17 protein-coding genes and 1 pseudogene are annotated in these 23,820 nt (G+C 32.7%); 15 read left to right on the plus strand and 3 right to left on the minus strand.

The genetic code is table 11. The features are described from left to right. Positions 1 to 132: 132 nt before the first annotated feature. The 5 genes from B0A64_RS18855 to B0A64_RS18880 all read left to right on the plus strand — a co-directional run bounded on the left by B0A64_RS18855 (position 133) and on the right by B0A64_RS18880 (position 7,719). On the plus strand, positions 133 to 447 hold the full coding sequence (locus B0A64_RS18855; RefSeq protein ID WP_089481052.1) for a GIY-YIG nuclease family protein: 315 nt from the start codon (positions 133 to 135) through the stop codon (positions 445 to 447). 1,190 nt (positions 448 to 1,637) lie between these two features. Beyond that, the gene (locus B0A64_RS18865; protein WP_089481054.1) at positions 1,638 to 2,042 is read left to right on the plus strand and encodes a helix-turn-helix domain-containing protein; all 405 of its coding nucleotides are present in this window, start codon (positions 1,638 to 1,640) and stop codon (positions 2,040 to 2,042) included. Between the two features lie 546 nt (positions 2,043 to 2,588). Continuing rightward, complete coding sequence (locus tag B0A64_RS18870; protein ID WP_089481055.1) at positions 2,589 to 3,038, plus strand: hypothetical protein; 450 nt, start codon at positions 2,589 to 2,591, stop codon at positions 3,036 to 3,038. An 884-nt stretch (positions 3,039 to 3,922) separates the two neighbouring features. Next, entirely contained in the window at positions 3,923 to 6,760 is a 2,838-nt protein-coding gene (locus tag B0A64_RS18875) for a cadherin-like beta sandwich domain-containing protein (RefSeq protein WP_089481056.1), read from the plus strand. Between the two features lie 35 nt (positions 6,761 to 6,795). Further along, entirely contained in the window at positions 6,796 to 7,719 is a 924-nt protein-coding gene (locus B0A64_RS18880) for a PorP/SprF family type IX secretion system membrane protein (protein ID WP_089481057.1), read from the plus strand. Between the two features lie 172 nt (positions 7,720 to 7,891). On the opposite strand, the gene B0A64_RS18885 is transcribed toward B0A64_RS18880, so the two are convergent. Next, the gene (locus B0A64_RS18885; protein ID WP_208863553.1) at positions 7,892 to 8,212 is read right to left on the minus strand and encodes a nucleoside triphosphate pyrophosphohydrolase family protein; all 321 of its coding nucleotides are present in this window, start codon (positions 8,210 to 8,212) and stop codon (positions 7,892 to 7,894) included. 346 nt (positions 8,213 to 8,558) lie between these two features. Here B0A64_RS18885 and B0A64_RS18890 point away from each other — a divergent pair, with 346 nt between their 5' ends. The 7 genes from B0A64_RS18890 (at position 8,559) to B0A64_RS18920 (ending at position 14,522) form a co-directional block, all read left to right on the plus strand. Beyond that, positions 8,559 to 9,179, plus strand: a complete 621-nt coding sequence (locus B0A64_RS18890; protein ID WP_089481058.1) for a hypothetical protein — start codon at positions 8,559 to 8,561, stop codon at positions 9,177 to 9,179. 73 nt (positions 9,180 to 9,252) lie between these two features. Next, positions 9,253 to 9,612: a hypothetical protein gene (locus tag B0A64_RS18895; protein WP_089481059.1), complete on the plus strand. Its 360-nt coding sequence runs from the start codon at positions 9,253 to 9,255 to the stop codon at positions 9,610 to 9,612. A 301-nt stretch (positions 9,613 to 9,913) separates the two neighbouring features. After that, on the plus strand, positions 9,914 to 11,101 hold the full coding sequence (locus B0A64_RS18900) for a hypothetical protein (protein WP_089481060.1): 1,188 nt from the start codon (positions 9,914 to 9,916) through the stop codon (positions 11,099 to 11,101). Between the two features lie 93 nt (positions 11,102 to 11,194). Then, positions 11,195 to 11,980, plus strand: a complete 786-nt coding sequence (locus B0A64_RS18905; RefSeq protein WP_123875935.1) for an ankyrin repeat domain-containing protein — start codon at positions 11,195 to 11,197, stop codon at positions 11,978 to 11,980. Between the two features lie 99 nt (positions 11,981 to 12,079). After that, positions 12,080 to 12,676, plus strand: a complete 597-nt coding sequence (locus B0A64_RS18910; RefSeq protein WP_089481062.1) for a rhodanese-like domain-containing protein — start codon at positions 12,080 to 12,082, stop codon at positions 12,674 to 12,676. Positions 12,677 to 12,926: 250 nt separating this feature from the next. Then, positions 12,927 to 13,796 (plus strand): alpha/beta hydrolase, encoded by an 870-nt coding sequence (locus B0A64_RS18915; protein ID WP_089481063.1) that lies wholly within the window; start codon positions 12,927 to 12,929, stop codon positions 13,794 to 13,796. A gap of 39 nt (positions 13,797 to 13,835) precedes the next feature. Further along, positions 13,836 to 14,522, plus strand: coding sequence for a GNAT family N-acetyltransferase (locus tag B0A64_RS18920; protein WP_089481064.1), 687 nt, complete (start codon positions 13,836 to 13,838; stop codon positions 14,520 to 14,522). Between the two features lie 19 nt (positions 14,523 to 14,541). Here B0A64_RS18920 and B0A64_RS18925 read toward each other — a convergent pair. After that, positions 14,542 to 16,077: pseudogene (locus tag B0A64_RS18925) on the minus strand (YifB family Mg chelatase-like AAA ATPase). A 78-nt stretch (positions 16,078 to 16,155) separates the two neighbouring features. Next, complete coding sequence (locus tag B0A64_RS18930) at positions 16,156 to 17,133, minus strand: Gfo/Idh/MocA family protein (protein WP_089481065.1); 978 nt, start codon at positions 17,131 to 17,133, stop codon at positions 16,156 to 16,158. A 130-nt stretch (positions 17,134 to 17,263) separates the two neighbouring features. On the opposite strand from B0A64_RS18930, the gene B0A64_RS18935 reads away from it, so the two are divergent. The 3 genes from B0A64_RS18935 to B0A64_RS18945 all read left to right on the plus strand — a co-directional run bounded on the left by B0A64_RS18935 (position 17,264) and on the right by B0A64_RS18945 (position 23,267). After that, positions 17,264 to 20,263: an amidohydrolase family protein gene (locus B0A64_RS18935; protein ID WP_089481066.1), complete on the plus strand. Its 3,000-nt coding sequence runs from the start codon at positions 17,264 to 17,266 to the stop codon at positions 20,261 to 20,263. 40 nt (positions 20,264 to 20,303) lie between these two features. Continuing rightward, positions 20,304 to 21,611 carry an amidohydrolase family protein gene (locus B0A64_RS18940; RefSeq protein ID WP_089481067.1) on the plus strand — a complete coding sequence of 436 codons (1,308 nt, stop codon included), beginning with the start codon at positions 20,304 to 20,306 and terminating at the stop codon, positions 21,609 to 21,611. Between the two features lie 339 nt (positions 21,612 to 21,950). Next, positions 21,951 to 23,267, plus strand: a complete 1,317-nt coding sequence (locus tag B0A64_RS18945; protein ID WP_089481068.1) for an ammonium transporter — start codon at positions 21,951 to 21,953, stop codon at positions 23,265 to 23,267. The last annotated feature ends 553 nt before the right edge of the window (positions 23,268 to 23,820 follow it).

The following is a 23,820-nucleotide window of genomic DNA, read 5'->3' on the forward strand; positions in this document are numbered from 1 at the left end:
TCGAAGCCCGCGCAAAGTAACCAGCATCTTTGTCATTTCGACGCAAGGAGAAATCTTCGTAAGAAGCTCCACAAAGCATATAGTACAAAAAGAAAGAAATATCATTCAATTTATTTTATCTTTAGCAAAAAAATGCAATTACAAGAAGGCTATCACACTTATTACATATACATAATAACCAACAAATCTAAAACTGTTTTTTATACTGGAGTTACAAATAATTTAAGGATTCGTTTAAGTCAACATAAAGATAATATCATGAAAGAAAACAAAACCTTTGCATCAAAATATAATGTTACATACTTACTATATTATGAAAAATTCACCTGGATTCAAGAAGCAATTTCTCGTGAAAAAGAAGTAAAAGACTGGCGCAGAGAAAAGAAAATCGAATTAATAAAAACTATTAATCCAAATTTAGATTTTTTGAATGACATGTTTGCATGATTTTAACATCCAATATTTCCACTCTTTGTCGAGTTTCTTGCGAGGATTTCTCCTTGCGTCGAAATGACAAGATTGCGGATAATTGGAGATTTTAATACTTTGGGCGTCTCCCTCTGGGTCGGGCTTTCGGCTATATCTTTTACTGCGTTTCACTTCACAAAAGGATACCGCCTCTATCCCTGACGCAGGATTGTTTTCACAAAACATATAAAATCAAATAATTATTACCTGAAAATTGCATTACAAAATTATTCTTCCATAAAATTAGACTTATACTCTTTTTACATACATATATTTTAAGTTTAAAATGTATTTACTATGATTGATTATGTATATCTCAAACTAATCAATGATTATTTTTTTCTTACAAAAAGTCAATCAACGAATTGTGGCAAAAAGAAACATAAAAGTTGTAAAAGAATAAAAAAAGTTTGCTTTTATATTTGTTTACATTCGTTTTCGCTTATTTGAATTTGTATAATTCATTTTACTTTCTTACATTTGTAATAAGATTTTTTTGGTTATAAACAAAAAACCACCAGACCCTGCCAAAGTATCTAGTGGTAAATGAATTAAATTATTACTTGGTTTTGTTTTCGTGATACTTTCGAAGTTCACGTAGAGCCTTACCAACTACTCCAATAATCAAAATAACATAGGATATGTACTCCATAATTCTATAAATTAAGATGGTTAATAAATCAGTCTTTGAAGAAACGAAGTTCCGAGGCTTCGTTTTTTTTTGACCCTATCTAATCAGTAACAAATTTAAACTATATATTCGGGACTACAAAATTGCTAAATTTTTTTTGATATAATTTAAAGCAATCTTCCCTGTATTCATATATGTGTAAAGATATAAAAATATTAGTTATTTAGAACCATTCTAAATAACTAATATTTAAAATTTTATTTAGTTTTTAATTTCTATTATAAAATAGTTAAGATTTTAACACATCCCAAGATTTGTAAAATAGTATGAAAACTATAATAATATCTTTCTTTTATAAAAATCACCTTAATATATCCCGATAGCAGAGATTTGCAATCCGTGCCCACAAAGTGAGTCAATTTTTAAATTTAAGAAAATCTACACTATCAATTTTAAAAAACTAAAAAAATATTCTATAAGAAAATCATGTTTTTTACCAACATCAATTTTTCTCAAGAATTTTAAATACCTTTGAATTATGAGCACAGCAACAAAACCAAAACACATTGGCAAAAATATTAGCCGAATCAGGGAACTTCGTGGTATGAAACAAGAAATACTTGCAGAAGCTATTGGTGTAAGCCAACAAACTATTTCCAGCATTGAAACAAGCGAAGAAGTTGATCCTAAAAAACTGGTGGAAATTGCAAAAATTCTTGGAGTTACGGTAGAAGCTATTGAAAACTTTTCGGAAGAATCTGTTTTTAATTATTTCAATACTTATTACGATACAAAAGATAGCATAATTAATGCGGGGAATCTATGTTCAGCTAATAACTGCACATTCAATCCTCTTGATAAAGTGGTTGAGCTTTACGAACGTTTGGTTCAGGTTGAAAAAGAAAAAAATGAATATTTAGAAAAATTACTAAAAGGAAAATAATTCCTTCAAAATATAAATTTTACAAAAGCACAAGTTTCGACTTTGTGCTTTTTTTATGAACCAAAACCCCGCTCGTGAACATAAGCCTGTCAAATAATGAAATTAAAGAACTTGCAATCATGAGTAAGGCGCCATGAGTATGCGAAACTTTTAAAAATTGGCTGAAAGCCCTAAAAAACAATAGCGTAGTGCGACGCACTACGAATTAAATCAAAAATAGGAATTGCCCTGAAAGGGCAAAAGAAATTGGAGAATAAAGATTCAAAGAAAAAGGGGTTTTTTAAGAGAATATCATGTAAAATATGGTAAATGTGTTTTTTAAATTATACTTCTGCCCTTACAGGGCTTAAAATTATAATCGTTTTTCAATCATAGTGTTCGCACCATGCTATTGCTAAGGCTCTTTCATAGCAACAAGGTTCGAACAATTATAGCGAGACGCTCGCGCTGGCATGCTAATATTTTTTTTATTCTTAACCAAAAAATCAAACTCAACAAAATCAAATAAAAAAACTATTTTAGCTCAACAAACAAAACCCCAAAACCATGAAAATTACGATTCCCCTGTCGGCATTATTTTTCTTATTTACTACTACTATATTCAGCCAGACAATCGCAGATTTAAAACTAAAAAACAAAGAAATTCCTAAAGGTTATACTGTTAACGACGGTAATATCTGCGTTACTCCTCAGGCTTGTAATTTTTATACTGATATCGAAACGTACAGCAACATTGTGGGAATCGTAAAAAGCAAACAAATTCAAAGTTTTAAGAACAGGGCCGATAGCGGATCGATCATGTATTTTGAATTTGAACACACCTTTAAAGGGGATCGATTTCTGCAAGGATTACTTTGGGGAAAAGAAGGTGAGCCAAGTGATGAACATCCGGAAGAATATCTGGCAAAAGGAAAATTTTTAATCATCTGGAGTTTTCATCCTGACAGTCCCATCAAAGAAAAATCAGAAGCTAAAATAGAGGCGATTTTAAAGTAAGCATTACAATCAAAATTGAGGTGTAAATTCTTTAACCATCAGAAAAAAGCTGTTTTTAGTACGTAAAAAAAGTCCCTAAAAACGAAACGCTACAACAATCAATTCCTTCAAATTAAAAGAAAATTGAAATGACCAATGAAATTCAATACAAAAAATACCAATTAACAAATCAAACCTAATCTTTATTAGTGTTTTGTAAATCCTACTAAATCCTATTTGTTGCGGCGAATAGGATTTTTTTGTTTACTTTTTTACACGGCTATACAGTTAATCAAACTAAAAGCCATACTTAAATTAACTGACGAAGTAATAAATTTAACTCAAATAATTTAGGCCTTCTAGCATCAAAAAAAATCTTCCCACTTGTCTTATTCTAATACTTTGATAACTTTTAGAGGTATTCACCTGTTAAAATAAACATAATATTTGTGTATACATTAAAGCACGAAGTTATTGTATTGGGTTCTTACTATTTCTTTTTTAATATTTTGATAATTTTTAAATGAGAGAGCTTAGACTCTTATTTTGTTACGAATCAATTTAAAATTTGTTTTATGAGCAGACAAATTAAATTAAAAAAATAAAAATATTTTTCGCTTTTTATCCTGAAATTTTGGCGTTTTAGAGCCAGAACAATTCATTGTTTAAAGCAAATCAATCATTTACCTGACAAATGCACATTACTGCTAATCAGTAACCTTAATGATTTCAGAACCTGTTAACTACTTCTTCATCATGTTTTAATAAAACACTTACAAAAGCGGAATATCATTTTTACTATTGTTACAAACAGTACAATAACAGGTTGTAAAAATAAATACTAAGAGATTCCGAAATCTGTAATAAATTGAAAAATAGCATTAGTAATTAACAACCTTTTATTTATGATTAATTTTACACAAAAATTTCAACATTTTTTTATATTGACATGGATTGTCATCATGGGGTTTCCTTTCTATGGAGTAGCACAAAATCCAGGAGGTGTTTTAGGACAGGCAGTATGGTATAAAGCAAATACAGGTATTACCGTAAGCGCAACTAAAGTAACACAATGGACTGATTTTAGCGGAAACGACAACCATGCAATTCAAAGTACTGCAACGAGCCAACCTGCTTATACTGCCAATAGTATTAATTTTAATCAGGCAGTTACTTTTTCGGGCAGCAATTATCTGACAGCTCCAATAAATGATTTGCCTTCAGGCAATGATTCCCGTTCTGTATTTGTAGTCGCTACTGCCGCTGATGCACAAGTAGGTAGTGGTTGGATATATGGATATGGTGGTGGTCCGGGAAATGCTTTTAATATTGGCAAATCAGCAACCATATCTGCTCTTTATGCTAGTGGTTTCAGTGATGATGCACAATCATCTAACGGATTCTGGGTAAATAATGTACCTAAATTAGGTACGATAACTTACAGTTCTCCCACAGTATCCTTTTTTGATGCCAGTTCTCCTTTTGGCACGTCTACCAAAGCTTGGAATACAGTACTTACACCTGATAGTGCCAGAATTGGTGCTTTTGTAAATAGTTCAACTGAATTCTGGAATGGTAATATTGCAGAGATAATAGTTTATCCATCTGCAATTACGGGTAGTGCTGCAGCAAGTATAGAAACCTATCTTTCTATAAAGTACGGTATTCATAAAACTGATGGTTATCGTAATAGTATGGGGGTTATGGTTTGGAATATTACAAACAATGCTGCTTACAACAATGATGTTTTTGGTATAGCACAGGATGATGCATCCGGATTATTGCAACCACAATCTAATAGTACAAATACTGGTAGTGGTGATGGTACAGGACAAAGCGGAAAAGGAAATATAATCATCAGCAGCCCATCTGCTTTGGTTAATAATCGTTTTTTAATGATAGGACATAATGCCACTACGCTTGCAGAAGCAGATGTTATTGTTGCAGGAAATCTTACTAAAAGAGTACAAAGAAACTGGAAAGTTCAAGCTACCGGGACTCTTGGTACTGTAACATTGAGTTATGATATAAGCGGGTTAAATTACTCTGGACAGATTGCCAGTGATTACACGCTTTTGGTTGACCCTACAGGTTCAGGTGATTTTACAGGAGGATCTGTAGTAAAATATCCTGCCGCAGGGCTTTCAGGAACAAAAGTTTCTTTTAGTAATGTTACTTTACCTACTGGAGCTGTATTTACTTTTCAAACAATCTCTGTACCTACCATTCAGGCAAGTAACCTTGTTTTTACAAATACAACAACTACGACAACTACAGCGAGCTGGACAATTGGTAACGGTACAGAAAGAGCCGTTTTTATATATGCAGGAGCAAACGGTAGCGCTCTGCCATTGAATTACACGACTTACACGGCAAATGCTGCTTTAGGATCAGGCACTCAAATTGGTACCAGCGGTTGGTACTGTATTTATAAAGGTACAGGTACAACAGTAGATATAACGGGCTTAACTCCCGGAACAACCTATCAGGTTATGACAATTGAATACAATGGTACTACAGCGGGCAAAGAAGTATATCAAACTGCGATAGCTACAGGAAATCCTGTCGCAGTAACAACGATAAGCAATATTGCTACACTAAGTAATTTAACCCTGAGTTCAGGTCCATTAGATCCTGTCTTTGCAAGCGCAAAAATAGAATATACGGCGACTGTAGAAAATGCTATTAGCAGTGTAACCTTGACCCCTGTTGTAACACAAGCAAATGCGACAATAACAATAAATGGTGTAACTGTAGCAAGTGGTAGTGCATTTGAGCTAAATAATTTGCTGGTTGGACCAAATGTTGTAACTATTGAAGTAATGGCTCAGGATGGCATAACAAAAAAAACCTATACTACAACAATAACAAGACTACCATCTACAGATGCAAGTTTAATAAACCTATTGCTTAGCGAAGGAAGTTTAAATCCGTCGTTTACTACAAACGAAATAGAGTATAGCGCAGTTGTAAAAAATAATATCAGTACAATTACTGTAACACCCGTATCTACAGATGCCAATGCAACTATAACAATAAATGATGCAATTGTAGCAAGTGGCAAAGCCTCAGATCCAATTGATTTAATAATTGGTCAAACTACAATTACTACAGCAGTTATGGCTCAGGATGGTGTCACAATCAAAACCTATACTATAACTATAACAAGACTGGCTTCTAGTGATGCAAGTTTATCAGACCTGTCTATTACTGATGGAGATTTGAAACCATCATTTTCTGGTGATAAAACAGATTATAACGTTACTGTAGAAAATGCTATCGATACATTTACAGTTACACCAATAGCCAATGATGCAAATGCAACCATGACTATAAATGGCGTTCCTGTAGATAATACAGCATCCGGTACAACAATACCTTTAAATGTTGGAGACAACACTATAACTATAGTGGTAACTGCTCCTGATGGCACAACAATACAAACTTATACGATACACGTTTACAGAGAAGGAGCTCAAGTTGTAGCTACCAATGTTATTACTCCAAACGGTGATGGTATAAATGATTTCTGGGTAGTCAAAAATCTTAATGCTTATCCTAATAATTCCGTTAAAGTATTTGACAGAGCCGGAAGAGTAGTATATTCAAAAAACAACTATAACAATGACTGGGACGGTTCTTACAACGGTTCTCCATTAAGTGGCAATACTTATTATTACTTAATTAACCTGGGTTCTAATTTGCCTAAAATAAAAGGATTCATTACCATAATTAGAGACTAGATCATAAAATTGTTATACAATAATCTTAAAGACATATGAATACAATAAAAATAAAACACAGAAGATCGATTTATATTCAAATAATAATGTTCTTAGCTTTATTAGGAACGGCAACTACTGCAAACGCACAATTAAATGAATTTCAGTCGATGTACTTTCAAAATAAATACCTGATTAATCCTGCTATGGCAGGAACAGATAAAGGTTTAATTTTAAATCTGGGCTATCAGGGTCAATTCGATCCTGTTCCTGGAAACCCTAAATTAATGAGTGCAACCGGCGAATATAATGCCGGAAACAGAGTTGGTCTGGGACTTAATTTTGGCAGTAACCAAGCAGGTTTAATTACCAACACCAGAGTAGTAGGTACTTTTGCCTATCACTTGCCTATTGGACCCGAGGATCAAAAACTTCATTTTGGAGTTTCTGTAGGAGGCACTTTTGCTTCTATTGATTATAATAAAGTAAGTGGTAATGTTAATGATCCAACCTTACAGAATTTTAACGAAGGAGGACGTTTAGATGGAGATTTTGGTATTGCCTATACTGATAAGTTATGGACCATACAGGCTTCGTTGCCCAACCTGAACCAACATATTGGTAATGACAATAATTATAGTGCGAGACAGTATATAGACAGATCTGTATTTTATTCGGCAATTAGTTATAAAATATACGTTTCAGATCGAATCAATGACTTTAACCTGGAGCCAATAGTAGCCTACAGAGGTATAAATGGATTTAAAGATATTTTTGATGCCGGAGCAAGATTTAACATGCCGGAATATCATATGAATGTATCTGCCCTTTATCATACCAACGAAACTATTGCTGCAGCTATTGGGGTAACAGTAGATAAATTAAATATCTTCTTAGCTACGGCTAACTATATTGGTAGAAAAGGTGTGTATGCAAATAATACTTTTGAAATTGGTCTTAGCTATAATTTCTTAGAATAAACCATATTTTTTTCATTTGAAGCGTCGGTGTAGAAATTTCTATACCGACGCTTTTTTTATGTACATTTTATAAATAATGCCCGATTATAAAAATAACCAGAGTTTTCTTTTTGAAAGATAATGAACAATTAAAAAAGATTTTTATAGAATGCTCAATTTACTCACATTCTCTTTATTCATTGACGCTTGATTTTAAATACTTAAACCATTTATCTTCCATAGCCTTTCCGATATCAATATTATGATGATTTGCAAATAATAGCACCTGACCCAGAAGATCGGCTACTTCATTCGAAATATTTTTTTTTAATTCTTCTTGAGTTAGATTTCTATTCCTTCCTCTAAGTGTATAAGAAAGATAATTTTGCGTTAATTCTCCTAATTCTTCCTGCAGTTTTAAGATATACCAATCATCATCTCTTTTTATATTACAGTTTTTTTCATATTGATCAGACACCATTACAACTTTTTTTGTCAATTCTTTTAAATCCATTCGTTCTATTTTTGATATATTATGCTAACTGATTACCTTTTTATTTTCTCCTCATTTCTATAAATAAAAAAATAAATTAGAGGTAGATAAAGATAACCATAATGTCTTGTTTTTTCCGTTTATACTTATAGTTATTGACAAAAAATAAGAAAACAAAGAGTAGAGAAACGACTTCTAATGAAAAGAAAAAATCTGCTCCGTCAATTTAAAAACCTGATTACTAAGTGCTCCATTTTGTAGTATTAAAAATAAAAAATTATAAGTCTTTTTTTATATTTTTAGCAAAATATTTTACTATCAATAAAAAACTTAAACCAGTAAAAACTATAAAAAAATAAATTACAAAATGGAAAATTTTAAAGATGTTAGTTTAGATAATGCTATTAAATTGATCAATGAAAATAAGTCTGTATTAAAAGATGAAATTGTTGATGAATTAAATGCTTTTTATGAAGTTGCCGGAAAAATTGTGTTGTATTCCGGAGAAACCAATTTAGAAAATCTAATCGTAGGGAATGATATCGTTATTGTAAATGGTGATCTTAATGTTGCTAATATAATTGAGGATTGCGATAAAGTAGATTCGTCATTGCTTATTGTTTTAGGAAATGCGAATTGCAAAAGTTTAATTACACTATCAAGTATGTATTTTACAGGAGATCTAAACGCGACAAATGTGATTTTAGGAGATTCTCTTTGTGATTATGTATTAAATGTTGGAGGAAATATTGTTACCAAAACAATATTAGATTACGGTCATTCGATTATAGCAGAGAAAAAAATTACCGCTACAGATGTTTTTTCATTTAATTCAATTGAAGATGAAAATGGTGCTGTTGAACAAAATATGGAACGAAATGAACTTGTAGATGAAATTATCGATCTGGATGATGATGACAAATTAGAAAGTTTAAGTAAAACCTTTGATTATATAAAAGATGGTGGCGAAATATTTAAAAAATCATAAACCACGATAAGCAAAAAACAATCATTAAAAGCGTTTCTTTGTTGTCAAATAATCCAACAAAAAAAATATCAAAATGAAAATACAAATACGAATTCTAATTTATTCAATACTCTTTTTTTTATATCTTTCTCTAACTTCATTTTTCCTTTCGATAGGACAACTACTCAAAACTGATCCTTATATAACTTTAGGATTTGGTTTTGCTCTTTTAAATATGGTTTATGCTTTCTTGGCACTAAAGTGGACTCCTTTATTAAATATAATCTGCTCTATTGCGATTGCATCCCTAAGTTTATATTTGGCATTGAAGTTTACAAACTTACATCTGTTCTTTGATTATGATCCATATCAGGTCAAAACTGCCATATTTTCTAATGCTGTTTTTTCGATTATCTTTTGGGAAATTGTTTATCAGGTAAAAATCAGAAAATAAAATTGCGCGAAAAATTATAAAAATTTAAAATAGTACTTAAGCATCAACTCTGTTTGAAAGGATTTAGTTGTGATTAACGTCCATCAAAACTTTTTTACAAAACATAAATTTCTATTCTAGCCCCGATGGAAGCGATATCCTTTTTTTGTTTGCCTTTGCAGGCAGAAAAAGATTTAGCGTACAGCGGGACAAATGGTTATTGTGAAACCGAAAATATGTGCTTCTAAAATTTCAAATTTACATTATCTGAATTCAGCTAAAACAGATATATTTACAGCTTTAAATTCAATGGATTTTTAGTATGAAAAAAATTACTGTACTGTTTTCTATATTATTCTTAGCCCTTTCGTCTTGTGGTGTCAAAACTACTCAATCATTGTTAAGCGATGGTAATTATGATGGTGCAATAGACCGCGCTGTAGAAGGATTGAGAACCAAAAAAGATTCGAAAGGAAAACAAGACTATGTTTATTTACTCGAAGAGGCTTTTGCAAAAGCAAAAGACAGGGATTTGCGTAATCTTGATTTAATGATAAAAGAGGCTAATCCGGCCAATTCTGAGCGTATTTATAATACGTATTTACAACTGAATAACCGTCAGGAAAAAATTAGACCTTTACTCCCATTGCCTTTATTAAAGCAAGGCAAAAATGCTACTTTTATGTTTGACAACTATTCAGACCAGATTGTGAGCAGCAAAAATGCACTTTCGAAATATTTATATGAAAATGCTTCTACGCTTTTAAAGTCGAATAATAAACTGGATTTCAGAAAAGCTTATGATGATTTTTTCTATCTCGAAAGTATCAATCCCGGATATAAGAATGCTAAAAAACTTATGGATGATGCACAGTTTAAAGGAACTGATTTTGTAGATGTTTATGCTAAAAATCAAACCAATATGGTGATCCCAAAACAACTTCAGGATGATTTGCTGGATTTTAAAACTTACGGATTAAACGACAAATGGACGGTTTATCATAGTCTTAGACAAAAAAATGTAACCTATGATTATAGCCTCATTATTAATTTTGTACAAATAAATATTTCACCTGAACAAATTAAAGAGAAAGAATTCATTAAGGAAAGAGAAGTTAAAGATGGTGTAAAAACACTTTTAGACAGTAGAGGAAGACCTGTAAAAGACAGTCTGGGCAGAGAAATAAAAGTAGATAATTATAGAATACTTCGTGCAAATGTTTATGAGTTCAGACAATATAAAGCTTGTCAGATAACGGCAAAAGTAGATTTTGTCGATGTAAAAACAAACCAGTTAGTGCAATCGTTTCCTGTAACCAGCGAATTTATTTTTGAAAATATTTACTCCACTTACAAAGGAGACAGAAATGCCTGTGAGGACAATTATTTTACTTATTTTAATAAACGTGCAGTGCCGTTTCCAAACAACGAACAAATGGTCTATGATACGGGAGAAGATTTAAAAGCCAGACTTAAAGACATTATTGTTCGAAATAAATTTAGGGGATAAAGCTGTCATTTATAAAGCCTGTATTAAAATTTGATATTGAAAAGCTACAAAATAGTAGCACAGCAAAAAAACATAAAAATTATAAACGGACTTATGAAAAAAATAAAATTTATTACTGTACTGCTCCTACTCATCACTGTTAGTAAATCTTTTTCGCAATCAAAATCAAAAGTTGTAACACCTACAAGAGAGATTACCGAAGAATTTTATGATGCTGTTCTGGCTAACAATACTCAAAAAGCAATTAAAATGCTGGGCACTACATTTCCTGCAAAATATGAGCCCAAAGGCAAAATCACACCTCTTGAGGCTGCAATTTGGCAAAATAATCTAACACTTGTAAAAGCCCTAGTAGAAGGCGGTGCAAATATAAATAATACAGTAGAGGCAGCTAAAGGCGATGACAGCACAACATCTGCTGTTGAATCAGCAGTAGGAAAAGATACAATAGAAATCTTAAAATATTTACTCTCAAAAGGTGGAGATATATCCGGTAGCGCTTTTAATACGGCATCGTTTGATCATTCTTACGATTCTGCAAAGCTACTATTATTAAAAGGTGCCAATCAGGACAAAGGAGATATTCGAGGAAAACTCTGGATGTATGAAGAAGCAGTTCGAAAATCAGATTACGAGGTTCTGAATGCTTTAAAACTAAATAAAGACGAATTAAATTCTCATAATTACGATGGACAAACACCCTTAATTATAGCAGTAAAGAAAAACAACTTAGAAATGGTAAAATATTTACTTAAAAGAGGTGTCGATAAAAACAAACCTGAAACCTTTGATGCGGGAGACGATATTTCGTACGGAAAAAAACCAATTCAAATTGCAACCAAAATGAAATTTACTGAAATGGTGAAACTCCTTAAATAAGATTTTTTCTAATTTGTGTTGGAGTCATTAAAAACATTGTTTGGTAACGATAGTTGAATTTTAAAAGATTAAATAATAATACTCTAAATTTGGTATCAGATGAAAAAAATAATATTTATATATTTAGTGATTTCTTGTTTAACAAGTTGTATTGTTCATTCGCAAACCCCTAAAAACAAAACATCCATGAAAGAGCAAAAGCATTATCCCAAGGCATTAGTTGATTACTCTGATTTCAAGAATCTTGTATTAGAAGTAGAAAAAGAAAGGGTAAATCGTTTGGTAAGTCTGGAGGATTTTCTTAAAATGAGCCAGGAATACAATACTATTGTTTTAGATACCCGTTCTGATTTTCGCTACAACCGAAAACATTTAAAAGGCGCTATACATCTTGATTTTACTGACTTTACACAAGAAAATCTTTATAAATTAATTCCTGATAATAACACCCGAATATTGATTTATTGTAATAACAATTTCGATGGCGATCAGATCGATTTTGCTTCTAAGATGTTAATCCCTAAAAATGCTCCTGAAACTCAAATTCTGGCAAACAGAAAACCAATCATGCTAGCGCTAAATATTCCAACCCATATTAACCTTTACGGATATGACTATAAAAATGTTTATGAATTAGACGAATTAGTGAATGTAAATGATGCGAGAATAAAATTTGAAGGTACAGAAGTAAAATAAAGAGGTCTGGAATTGCTACAGTTTTGCTTATGCATAAAACGGTGTGCTATGGGGATCTTACCTTGCAATATTAAAATAAAAAAAATGCTAAAAGTATTTAACGTATTTACTTCCGATTTATGGAATAAATACTTTATCAAAAACTGGGATAAGTAAGCATAGACTTAATACCATCCTGATTTTTTCAGGCATCTAAAATTACTATAATAAGAAATTACGGCTTCGTATCTATACAATTTAATACCACAAAATGAATAAAATTATTACCCTCACTTTCTTACTCTTTACAACTACACTGGTTTTTAGTCAAAACAATAAATCTAAAACGCAAGATACCAGCAAACCTTTTGTTTTGGGAGTTATTGACGAAATACAATCTAAAGAATTAGGCGAAAAAAGAATTCTGAATATTTACTTACCAGAAGGTTACAAAGCCGAAGATGCTACAAAATATCCTGTAATTTATTTATTGGATGGCTCGGCTGACGAAGATTTTATTCATATTGCAGGATTGGTACAATTTAATAGTTTTGAATGGATCAATCAGGTTCCTAAATCAATTGTTGTAGGGATCGCTACAGTAGACAGAAGAAGAGATTTTACATTTCCGACAACTATCGAAAAAGATCAAAAACGATTTTCGACTTCAGGGCATTCTGATAAATTTATTGCTTTTATCGAAAAAGAATTACAACCCTATATAGATAAAAAATACAAAACAAATGACTCTAAAACCATTATGGGGCAATCGCTGGGCGGATTATTAGAAACTGAAATTTTATTAAAAAAACCAACCCTTTTTAATAAATATGTTATCGTTAGCCCAAGTATTTGGTGGGATAATGGTTCTATCTTAAATCAGGACAGTACTATATTTAAAGAGAGCTTCACGCAGCAAACCGCTATTTATATTGCGGTTGGTAAAGAAGGACTTACACCAACAGAAATACCAAGAGTAATGGAAGTTGATGCAAATTTACTTGCCGAAAAAATTAAAGCTACAAAAAGTAAAAACATAAAAGTTTATTTTGATTATTTGCCTAAGGAAGATCACGCTACTATTTTACATCCTGCAGCTTCAAATTCTTTTAGATTCTTTTATCCGGTACAAGACAAATAAAAAAAGTTTTTTAGGTATTGAAAAATACATTTTATCACAATGAAAAATACAGAAGAAAATAAATTAGACAATCCGGTTTTGAACTCCCTGGCAGAAAGTCATGCAATATATGCTATTGATTATGATGGAACCCAATTTTACGATCCTGATTATTGCCCGTTTGGAGGTTTTATAAATCCCGAAACTACTTGGGCGGCTATAGATCAATATGCTGAATTAGCCCAAAATTTCTTTATTGTTGGTGAAAAACCTGAAATATCAAATTCTTTAAAAATTGTAAAAGAATTAATTTGTCTGCAAATGATTATTTACGACAAAATAGAACAACCCATAACTTCTGAAATCGTAAAACTTACTAAAGAACATCACGATGAATTAATTGAGTTGGTTAATTTAGTTCAGCCTGGATATTTTAAAAACAAAACTACATCACTTGGTAATTACTACGGTATTTTTAAAGACAATCAATTGGTTGCGATTACAGGAGAACGTATGAAAATGACCAACTTTACAGAAGTTAGTGCTATAATTACCCATCCTGATCATACCGGAAAAGGGTATGCAAAACAATTGATTACCCATGGTGTAAATACTATTTTTAGCCAAAACAAAATTCCTTATTTGCATGTAGTCGAAACTAATCTTGGAGCAATTGCTTTATATGAAAAGTTAGGTTTTGTGACGAGAAGAAAAATAAGCTTCTGGAATATTGCTAAAAATCAATAATCATATCCTAAGCCTTAAATTAGCCCAGCCATCCCTCACGATCGAGACTTCTATACTGAATAGCTTCGGCGATATGCTGAGAAATTACAAATGGTGCTGCATCCAGATCTGCTATTGTTCGTGCTACTTTCAATATTCTGTCGTATGCACGGGCAGACAGATTCAGTCGTTCCATCGCCGTTTTTAATAATTGTTTTGATTGGTCGTCAAGCGCACAATACTCTCTGATTAACTTACTGCTCATTTGCGCATTATAATGTATGTTTTCGAGTTCTTCGAATCGCTTGGTCTGAATTTCCCGCGCTGCTGTAACACGTTTACGAATCTCGACACTACTTTCGGCTTTTCGATCATCAGATAATTTTTCGAAAGGAACAGGTGTAACTTCTATATGAATATCGATTCTGTCTAATAAAGGACCTGAAATTTTACTGAGATAACGTTGCATTTCATGCGGAGAAGAAGTGTTTGGCATACTGGGATCGTTAAAAAAACCACTGGGACTGGGATTCATACTCGCTACCAACATAAACGAAGAGGGATAAGTTACCGTAAATTTAGCACGAGAAATAGTTACTTCACGATCTTCAAGCGGCTGGCGCATAACCTCGAGAACATCACGTTTAAATTCTGGTAATTCGTCTAAAAAAAGTACGCCATTATGGGCCATCGAAATTTCGCCCGGTTGCGGATAACTACCTCCGCCAACCAGCGCAACATTCGAAATTGTATGATGCGGACTGCGAAATGGTCGCTGATTCATTAAGCCTACTTCTTTTAATTTTCCGGCAACACTATGAATTTTAGTTGTTTCTAAGGCTTCACGCAAAGTCATTGGCGGCAAAATACTGGGTACACGCTTCGCAAGCATTGTTTTTCCTGCACCCGGAGGACCTATTAAAATAATATTATGTCCTCCGGCTGCTGCAATTTCCATACAACGTTTTATACTTTCCTGCCCGCGAACATCAGAAAAATCAAATTCGGGAAAATCCAGCGTTTTATAAAATTCAGCTCTTGTATCGATAATCGTAGGTTGCAGTGCTACTTTTCCGGCAAAAAAATCAATTACATCTTACAAATTTTCGACACCATAAACATCTAACCCAACGACAATAGCAGCTTCTTTTACATTTTGAATCGGAAGAAAAAATCCTTTATATCCTTCTTCCTTCGCTTTTATAGCAATAGGCAAAGCACCCCGAATGGGTTGTAAACTTCCGTCTAAAGAAAGCTCGCCCATAATAATATATTGTTCAATTTCCGGCGCTTTAATTTGATCTGAACCTACTAAGATTCCCATGGCTAAAGGCAAATCATAAGCAGATCCCTCCTTTCTCAAATCTGCTGGCGCCATATTGATCGTTATTTTTTTTCCGGGCAACCTGTATCCATTATTTTTCAGAGCAGCAGCAATTCGGTAACTACTCTCTTTTATTGCATTATCAGGCAAACCAACTAAATGATAGCCAATTCCCTTATCCATATGAACCTCTACAGTTATTGTAGTAGCTTCAACTCCAAAAACAGCACTTCCGTAAACTTTTACTAACATAAACTCTTTTCATTAAATGTTTTTAAATCTAATGAAAATTATCAAATTATAGCTTTTTTACTACAATAAATATTGTTTTTAAAATTCTAAACCAATTTGATTTTTAATTTCTTCAACAATTTTACTCAAATCCAAACTATTTTTATGCGACCAAAGCCTGCTTTCGATTTGATTATTTCTAATACAATTATGACATTCAATTGCTTCATACGCATACCCTTTTCCTAAGTTTGGCAAACTAAAACTGGCTTCTTTTTCCTGATTAAAAATAGAATATCCGTCTGCGATAAACCAGGGAGCATTTAGTTCTATTCGACCACGAGATCCGCCAATAGTAGCTTTCATATCCGTTTCGGAAACTATCGAAGCCTGCAAAACTGCCTGAGCCTTTTCATATTGCAAGATCATGGATGTTTGCAAATCGATTCCGTTTTTATGATAGATCGATTTCGCAACTATTTCTTTAGGAATCCCAAGTAAGACATAAGAGAGAAATAATGGATAAACACCAATATCAAACAAAGCGCCACCACCAAGATTTTTATCAAAAAGTCTTCCTCCGTTCTCTTCATCTCCATAAAAAGCAAAATCGGCTTTTAGAGATCTAATATCCCCTATAATTCCCTTATTCACTTTTGCCAAAACATCCTGGACCGCTGGAATAAAACGAGTCCAAAAAGCTTCCATAAAAAATTTATTATTATTTTTTGAGGCCTCTGTCATTCGAACAGCATCATTATAAGATAGTGCAAGGGGTTTTTCGCATAAAACATGTTTGCCATTTTCTAAGGCTTTTATCGAGAGTTCTGCATGCGAATCATGTGGAGTCGCAATGTATATAATATCAACCTGATCATCTTCAAAAAGTGCCTCATAAGAATCATAAGCTTTAGTGCAATTGTATTTTTTAGAAAACTCAATTGCTTTCTCCTTATTTCTTGAAGCAACTGCAAACAGTTCTGCATCTTCCAGCAATAATAAATCAGTAGCAAATTGATTTGCAATATTTCCCAAGCCAATTATTCCCCATTTTATTCTATTATTATTATTTTTCATAACATTCTGTAAGTACTACCTATCAAGGGTTTAGTTAAATATTTTATATAAATAAAGAAAAAACATTTTACTAAATAAATTTTAGATAACATATATTTCATATTTTTAGCAACAAATTTGCAAATAAACTATGAAAAAAGCCCTACTCTTACTCTTTTTGAGTGTATTTTTAACAAAAACATACGCTCAAGACTATTTCCCTATTAATGAAAGTGTGCAAAACAAAAACAAGAACTATACTGTTTTTACAAATGCTACTATTTATGTTACGCCAACTCAAAAAATCGAAAAAGGAACCTTACTCATTCAGGATGGTAAAGTCGTTTCTGTTGGCAATAATATTTCAATTCCTAAAAACAGTATAACTATTGATCTTGAAGGAAAAACAATTTACCCTTCGTTTATTGATATTTACACCAGTTTTGGAGTAGAAAAACCAAAAAGTAACCTTGGAGGTCGCGGTCGTGATCGTAACCCTTTATACGATACAAAAAGAGTTGGTTATTACTGGAACGAAAGTGTTCGTCCGGAAATCAATACTTACGAAACTTTTAAATATGATCAACATAAAGCAGAAGAATTACTTAAAGCTGGTTTTGGCGTTGTAGGAACTCATATTCCTGACGGAATTGCCCAAGGAACCGGAATTTTGGTTGCCCTGAACAATACTGAAAGCAGTAAACAAATTATTGCTAATAAAGTTACCAATCATTTTGCATTTACAAAAAGTGCTTTAACCAATCAGGCCTATCCAAGTTCATTAATGGGTATGATGGCACTATTACGTCAAATGTACCTGGACTTAGATTGGTACAAAAAAGGAAACTCTGAAACAAAAGATTTATCATTAGAAGCTCTTGCAAGCAATGAAAAATTAGTTCAGATATTTGCTACAGAAGACAAACTTAATAGCCTTAGAGCAGCTAAAATTGCTAAAGAATTTGGTTTAAGTTACATTCTAAAAGGTAGCGGGAATGAGTTTGAAAGAATCGAAGAAATTAAAAACACAAACGCCAAATACATAATTCCGATAAGTTTTCCTGAGGCTTATGATGTTTCAAATCCTTATTTATCAAATCAAATCGAACTTGCTGATATGCGTTTCTGGAATCAGGCGCCTACAAACCTAAAAGTGCTTTCAGACAACGGAATTGTTTTTGCATTGACGACAGATAAATTAAAAAAGACAGAAGACTTTAAGCCTAATTTATTAAAAGCTATTAAATATGGTTTTGACAAAACAAAAGCATTAGAAGCTTTGACTACAATTCCTGCTGCTATCTTAGGAAAAAGCAATGAAGTTGGAAGCTTAAAAACAGGCACTTATGCCAATTTTGTAATTACATCAGGAGAAATTTTTGATGAGAAAACAGTTTTATATGAAAACTGGGTTCAGGGAACAAAATATGTTGTTAATGATATCAATGCAAAAGATATTCGTGGAAACTATGATTTAACAGTTGGAAAAGACACTTATAAATGGAAAATTGACGGAACAGCTGATGCTCCAAAATCTGAACTAACGACCGCTGACGCAAAGAAACTAAAAAGCACTTTTAGTGTTTCTAAAAATTGGATTTCACTTTTAATTAAACCTGCAGATTCTATTAAATCTAATTATACAAGATTAACAGGATTTGTAGAAAAACCAGAAAGCTTATCCGGAAAAGCAGTACTATCCAACGGAAATGAATTGGTGTGGACAGCTGTAAAAACAAGTGCATTTGTTGCAGTAAAAGATTCTGCTAAAGCAGAAAAACCAAATCCGATTATTCCAACAACTTATCCTAACGTTGCTTTTGGTGATTCTAAAAAACTAACTGCTCAAACTTTATTATTTAAAAATGCTACGGTTTGGACAAACGAAAAAGAAGGTATTTTAACTGAAACTGATGTTTTAATTAAAGACGGAAAAATTGCTGCTGTGGGTAAAAACCTTTCAGATGCAGGCGCTACAATTATAGATGCAAAAGGCAAACATATTACAAGCGGAATTATCGATGAACACTCTCATATTGCCATTTCTAAAGGGGTAAATGAAAGCGGACATAACTCTACTGCCGAAGTTACGATTCAGGATGTTGTAAACTCTGAAGACATTAATATCTACAGAGATCTTGCCGGAGGAGTAACCATTTCTCAATTATTGCATGGATCTGCAAACCCAATTGGAGGTCGCTCTGCAATTGTAAAATGGAAATGGGGTTCATCGCCGGATGAAATGTTATACAAAAACCAACCTAAATTCATCAAATTTGCATTGGGTGAAAATGTAAAACAAGCCAATTGGGGGATTGATAATCCAACTCGTTTTCCGCAAACCAGAATGGGAGTTGAGCAGGTTTTTACCGATTACTTTCAGCGTGCAAAAGAATACGATGAAAGCTGGAAAAAATTCAATTCTAACTCTAAAAAAGGAAAAGCACCAAGAGTAGATCTGGAATTGCAAACTCTAGCCGAAATTATCAATAAAGAACGTTTTATTACTTGTCACTCTTATGTAGAATCTGAGATTTTAATGTTGATGAGTGTTGCCGAAAAATTCAATTTTAGAGTAAATACTTTCACTCATATCCTTGAAGGTTATAAAGTAGCTGATAAAATGAAAGAACACGGAGTTGGAGCTTCGACCTTTTCTGATTGGTGGGCTTATAAATTTGAAGTAAATGATGCAATTCCGTTCAACGGACCTATCATGCATAACGCAGGATTAGTTGTTGCTTATAATTCTGATGATGCCGAAATGTCAAGAAGATTGAACCAGGAAGCTGCAAAAGCAGTAAAATACGGGAATATTTCTGAAGAAGATGCCTGGAAATTTGTAACCTTAAACCCTGCTAAATTATTGCATATCGATGATAAAGTAGGAAGTCTTAAAGTAGGTAAAGATGCTGATGTTGTATTATGGAATGATAATCCTTTGTCTATTTATGCTAAAGCCGAGAAAACAATTATTGATGGTGTTGTATATTTTGATCTTGAAAAAGATGCCGAAAAACAATTGGCTATTACGAAAGAAAGAAGCTTGTTAATTGGACAGATGTTGCAAGAAAAAAATAAAGGAGCAGGCACACAACAACCTACAAGAAAAGAGAAAAAGGAATATCACTGTGATACATTAGAACAGTAATAAAGACTTTAGAAAATTCGAAAAGATAAAAATACATAACATGATACATAAAAACATATATATATTGTTGCTCGTAGTTTGTGCTTCACTACAAATAAAAGCGCAACAAATACCAGCACCAAAACAAACCAAATCAGTTTTAATTTTAAATGGAACTGCCCATTTAGGTAACGGAACCGTTATTCAAAATAGTGCTATTGCTTTTAAGGACGGAAAACTTACCCTTGTAGCAGATGCAACAACAATAAGACTAGCTGCTAATGCTTTTGATATCACTATTGATGCCAGCGGAAAACACATTTACCCGGGATTTATTGCTCCAAACTCTACTTTAGGTTTAGTAGAAATTGATGCTGTAAAATCATCCGATGATGAAGAAGAAATTGGAAGTTTTAACCCGAATGTAAGAAGTATAATTGCTTATAATTCTGAATCTAAAGTAGTAGAAACAGTTCGCCCAAATGGAGTTTTAATGGCACAAATAACTCCACGCGGAGGTAGGATTTCAGGAACATCTTCTGTAGTTCAACTAGATGCCTGGAGTTGGAAAGATGCTATTATAAAAGAGAATGATGGAATTCATCTTAATTTCCCATCTAATTTTAAAAGATCAGGATCATGGTTTGAACCCGGAATAATTGAAGCAAACAAAGACTATCCAAAACAAGTCGAAGAAATAACTGCTTTTTTAGTCAATGCAAAGGCTTATAATCAAAGTGCTACAAAAGACAGAAACATCGTTTTAGAAGCTACTAAAGGATTATTTGACGGAACTCAAACTCTTTATGTGCATGCAGATGAAGAAAAACAAATTGTAGATGCAATACAATTAGCTGTAGATAATCAAATTAAAAAAATTGTTATTGTTGGCGGATTTGAAGCTTATAAATCTGCTGATGTATTACAAAAATACAATGTTGGTGTATTACTAAGACGCGTTCACGACATGCCAACAAGCGATTATGAAGATGTAAACCTACCGTATAAAATGGCTAAAATACTAACTGATAAAGGTATTGTTGTTGGTCTTGAAAATAGTGGCGATCATGAGAGAATGAGCGTAAGAAACCTTCCGTTTCTAGCAGGAACTTGTGCCGCTTTTGGCTTAGATAAAGAAATCGCTGTACAGCTTATCACATTTAATACCGCAAAATTATTAGGTATTGATGCTACAACAGGAACATTGGAAACCGGCAAAGATGCCACCTTGTTTATTTCTGAAGGTGATGCCTTAGACATGAGAACAAATAAATTAACGACTGCTTTTATTCAGGGACGAGCTATTAACTTAGAAACTTTCCAAACCAAACTGAATGATAAATTCAAAGCAAAATACAACCAGAAATAAGTAAAAACTTTTTTCTAAAAAAGGCATCACTTGAGAAATTCATTTGATGCCTTTTTTATTTACAATTAAAACAGTTTCGCATAATTATTTAAATTTATGGCCATAATAATTCTTAAAATCAGGATTATTATCTTGTTTTTTTGTTAATAAAACTCAATCACAACAGATTTTCTGGTTTTAGAATTAACAAATCACAAATTTTAAGTTCATTTTAACAAATACACTCAAAATATAGGGGTTTAAATCTAAAAATTAACAAAAATAAAGCCTTAGACTCTATTTTTTATAGGGGTGTCAATTGATTTTATACTTTTATAAAAAATTTAAAACTAAATAACTATGCGAAAAATTATTTTAAGTGTGATTCTTATCACGATTTTGGTACTAACCTTTATATCTAACTTTATCTTAACAGACAATCCTATTCCGGCAGAAGCTGTAAAGTTTGATACAGGAGATACAGCTTGGATGATCGTAGCAACTGCTTTTGTATTGCTTATGACACCAGGTTTGGGATTTTTCTACGGAGGTATGGTAGGTAAGAAAAACGTTATCAGTACAATGCTGCAAAGTTTTATGGCTATGGTAATTGTTACTATTTTATGGGTTATTGTTGCATTTGGATTAGCATTTGGTCCTACTATTGGAGGAATCATCGGAAACCCTCTTCCTAATTTATTCTTTCAGGGCGTTGGTACCAATACTGCATGGAGTCTTGCACCAACTATTCCGTTTATGTTATTCGCATTATTTCAAGCAAAATTTGCCATCATTACACCTGCGTTAATTACAGGTGCATTTGCAGAACGTGTACGTTTCTGGGCTTATTTGTTATTCATGGTTTTATTTATCTTAATTATATATGCTCCTTTAGCGCACATGACATGGCATCCTGATGGGGTTTTCTTTAAAATGGGAGTATTAGACTTCGCCGGAGGAACAGTAGTTCACATGAGCGCAGGTTGGGCTGCACTAGCAGGAGCTATATTTCTAGGTAAAAGAAAAATTCAAAAAGTAAATCCTGCCAGAATTACTTACGTATTACTAGGTACAGGTTTATTATGGTTTGGCTGGTTTGGTTTTAATGCAGGATCTGCACTAGGATCCAACGGATTAGCAGTTCAGGCTTTAGGAACTACAACTGTTGCAGCTGCGGCTGCGGCTATGGCGTGGGTTTTCCTTGACAAAATAATAGGACACAAATTATCTGCATTAGGCGCATGTATTGGTGCTGTTGTAGGACTAGTTGCAATTACTCCTGCCGCAGGATTCGTAAGTATTCCACATGCAATTTTCATTGGGGCATTTGCTGCTATTGTAAGTAATCTTGTTGTAAGTAAATTTCCTAAAGGAAAAATTGACGATGCATTAGATGTTTTTGCTTGTCACGGTGTTGGTGGTATGGTAGGTATGTTGTTAACTGGAGTTTTTGCTTCTAAAGCAATCAATCCTGCTGTTGGAGATAATCAAGGCTTAATTTTTGGAACTCCAACTTTATTTATCAATCAATTAATTGCCTTAGTAATTGTTTCGATCTTCGCTTTTGTTGGTTCTTACATTTTATTTTTTGTAGTTAATAAAATTACACCTCTAAGAGTTACAGAAGAAAAAGAAGAATTAGGTTTAGATATTTCTCAACACGGAGAATTTTTATAAGATATAATTGCCCCTTTTTGCCTTAATATAAAATCCCTCTAAGCTTAAACTTAGAGGGATTTTTATTTGAAATAACTTTGAACCAATCCTGTTTTAATTCATTTTTAATCCTTAATTAAAGTAGTTTTCTAAAAATCAACACACCATCAATCGCATCACTTCAAATCCTTGATAAACAAAGAAAATCCCTTATTTTAAATCATAAGACCCTACAAAAAGTAGCCAAATACAAGTATTCATCAGATAGTTTGAGCATCTCCGCCACAGCGGATTGGACTTTGCACTAACTCTTTTGTGACAAAAGATATTAATAGCTTCACGAGGGAGTTTTAAGGTACCGAAAAAGGATATTGCCCTCATCTCTAACGCAATTTACGTTAGCTAGTAAATCTAGTTTTTCACAAGAAATCCTAAAATACTAAAGATCAACCTTATAAATTTTTACAATTTTAAAGATCAAAATTATTTCAAAAGCTTTTGTATTCTTATGGCTCAAGCAGTAAAGCAAAAAACTATTAAAAACAAAAAATCCTCATCAAATACATGATGAGGA

Source organism: Flavobacterium araucananum (genome assembly GCF_002222055.1).
Lineage (GTDB): Bacteria > Bacteroidota > Bacteroidia > Flavobacteriales > Flavobacteriaceae > Flavobacterium > Flavobacterium araucananum.

Bases quoted from the DNA above. Each gene is read 5' to 3' on its own strand.
- B0A64_RS18895 (WP_089481059.1), top strand. From the start codon at position 9,253: ATGAAAATACAAATACGAATTCTAATTTATTCAATACTCTTTTTTTTA.
- B0A64_RS18875 (WP_089481056.1), top strand. From the start codon at position 3,923: ATGATTAATTTTACACAAAAATTTCAACATTTTTTTATATTGACATGG.
- B0A64_RS18900 (WP_089481060.1), top strand. From the start codon at position 9,914: ATGAAAAAAATTACTGTACTGTTTTCTATATTATTCTTAGCCCTTTCG.
- B0A64_RS18935 (WP_089481066.1), top strand. From the start codon at position 17,264: ATGAAAAAAGCCCTACTCTTACTCTTTTTGAGTGTATTTTTAACAAAA.
- B0A64_RS18865 (WP_089481054.1), top strand. From the start codon at position 1,638: ATGAGCACAGCAACAAAACCAAAACACATTGGCAAAAATATTAGCCGA.
- B0A64_RS18940 (WP_089481067.1), top strand. From the start codon at position 20,304: ATGATACATAAAAACATATATATATTGTTGCTCGTAGTTTGTGCTTCA.
- B0A64_RS18945 (WP_089481068.1), top strand. From the start codon at position 21,951: ATGCGAAAAATTATTTTAAGTGTGATTCTTATCACGATTTTGGTACTA.
- B0A64_RS18920 (WP_089481064.1), top strand. From the start codon at position 13,836: ATGAAAAATACAGAAGAAAATAAATTAGACAATCCGGTTTTGAACTCC.
- B0A64_RS18885 (WP_208863553.1), bottom strand. From the start codon at position 8,212: ATGGATTTAAAAGAATTGACAAAAAAAGTTGTAATGGTGTCTGATCAA.
- B0A64_RS18870 (WP_089481055.1), top strand. From the start codon at position 2,589: ATGAAAATTACGATTCCCCTGTCGGCATTATTTTTCTTATTTACTACT.
- B0A64_RS18910 (WP_089481062.1), top strand. From the start codon at position 12,080: ATGAAAAAAATAATATTTATATATTTAGTGATTTCTTGTTTAACAAGT.
- B0A64_RS18915 (WP_089481063.1), top strand. From the start codon at position 12,927: ATGAATAAAATTATTACCCTCACTTTCTTACTCTTTACAACTACACTG.
- B0A64_RS18855 (WP_089481052.1), top strand. From the start codon at position 133: ATGCAATTACAAGAAGGCTATCACACTTATTACATATACATAATAACC.
- B0A64_RS18890 (WP_089481058.1), top strand. From the start codon at position 8,559: ATGGAAAATTTTAAAGATGTTAGTTTAGATAATGCTATTAAATTGATC.
- B0A64_RS18930 (WP_089481065.1), bottom strand. From the start codon at position 17,133: ATGAAAAATAATAATAATAGAATAAAATGGGGAATAATTGGCTTGGGA.
- B0A64_RS18905 (WP_123875935.1), top strand. From the start codon at position 11,195: ATGAAAAAAATAAAATTTATTACTGTACTGCTCCTACTCATCACTGTT.
- B0A64_RS18880 (WP_089481057.1), top strand. From the start codon at position 6,796: ATGAATACAATAAAAATAAAACACAGAAGATCGATTTATATTCAAATA.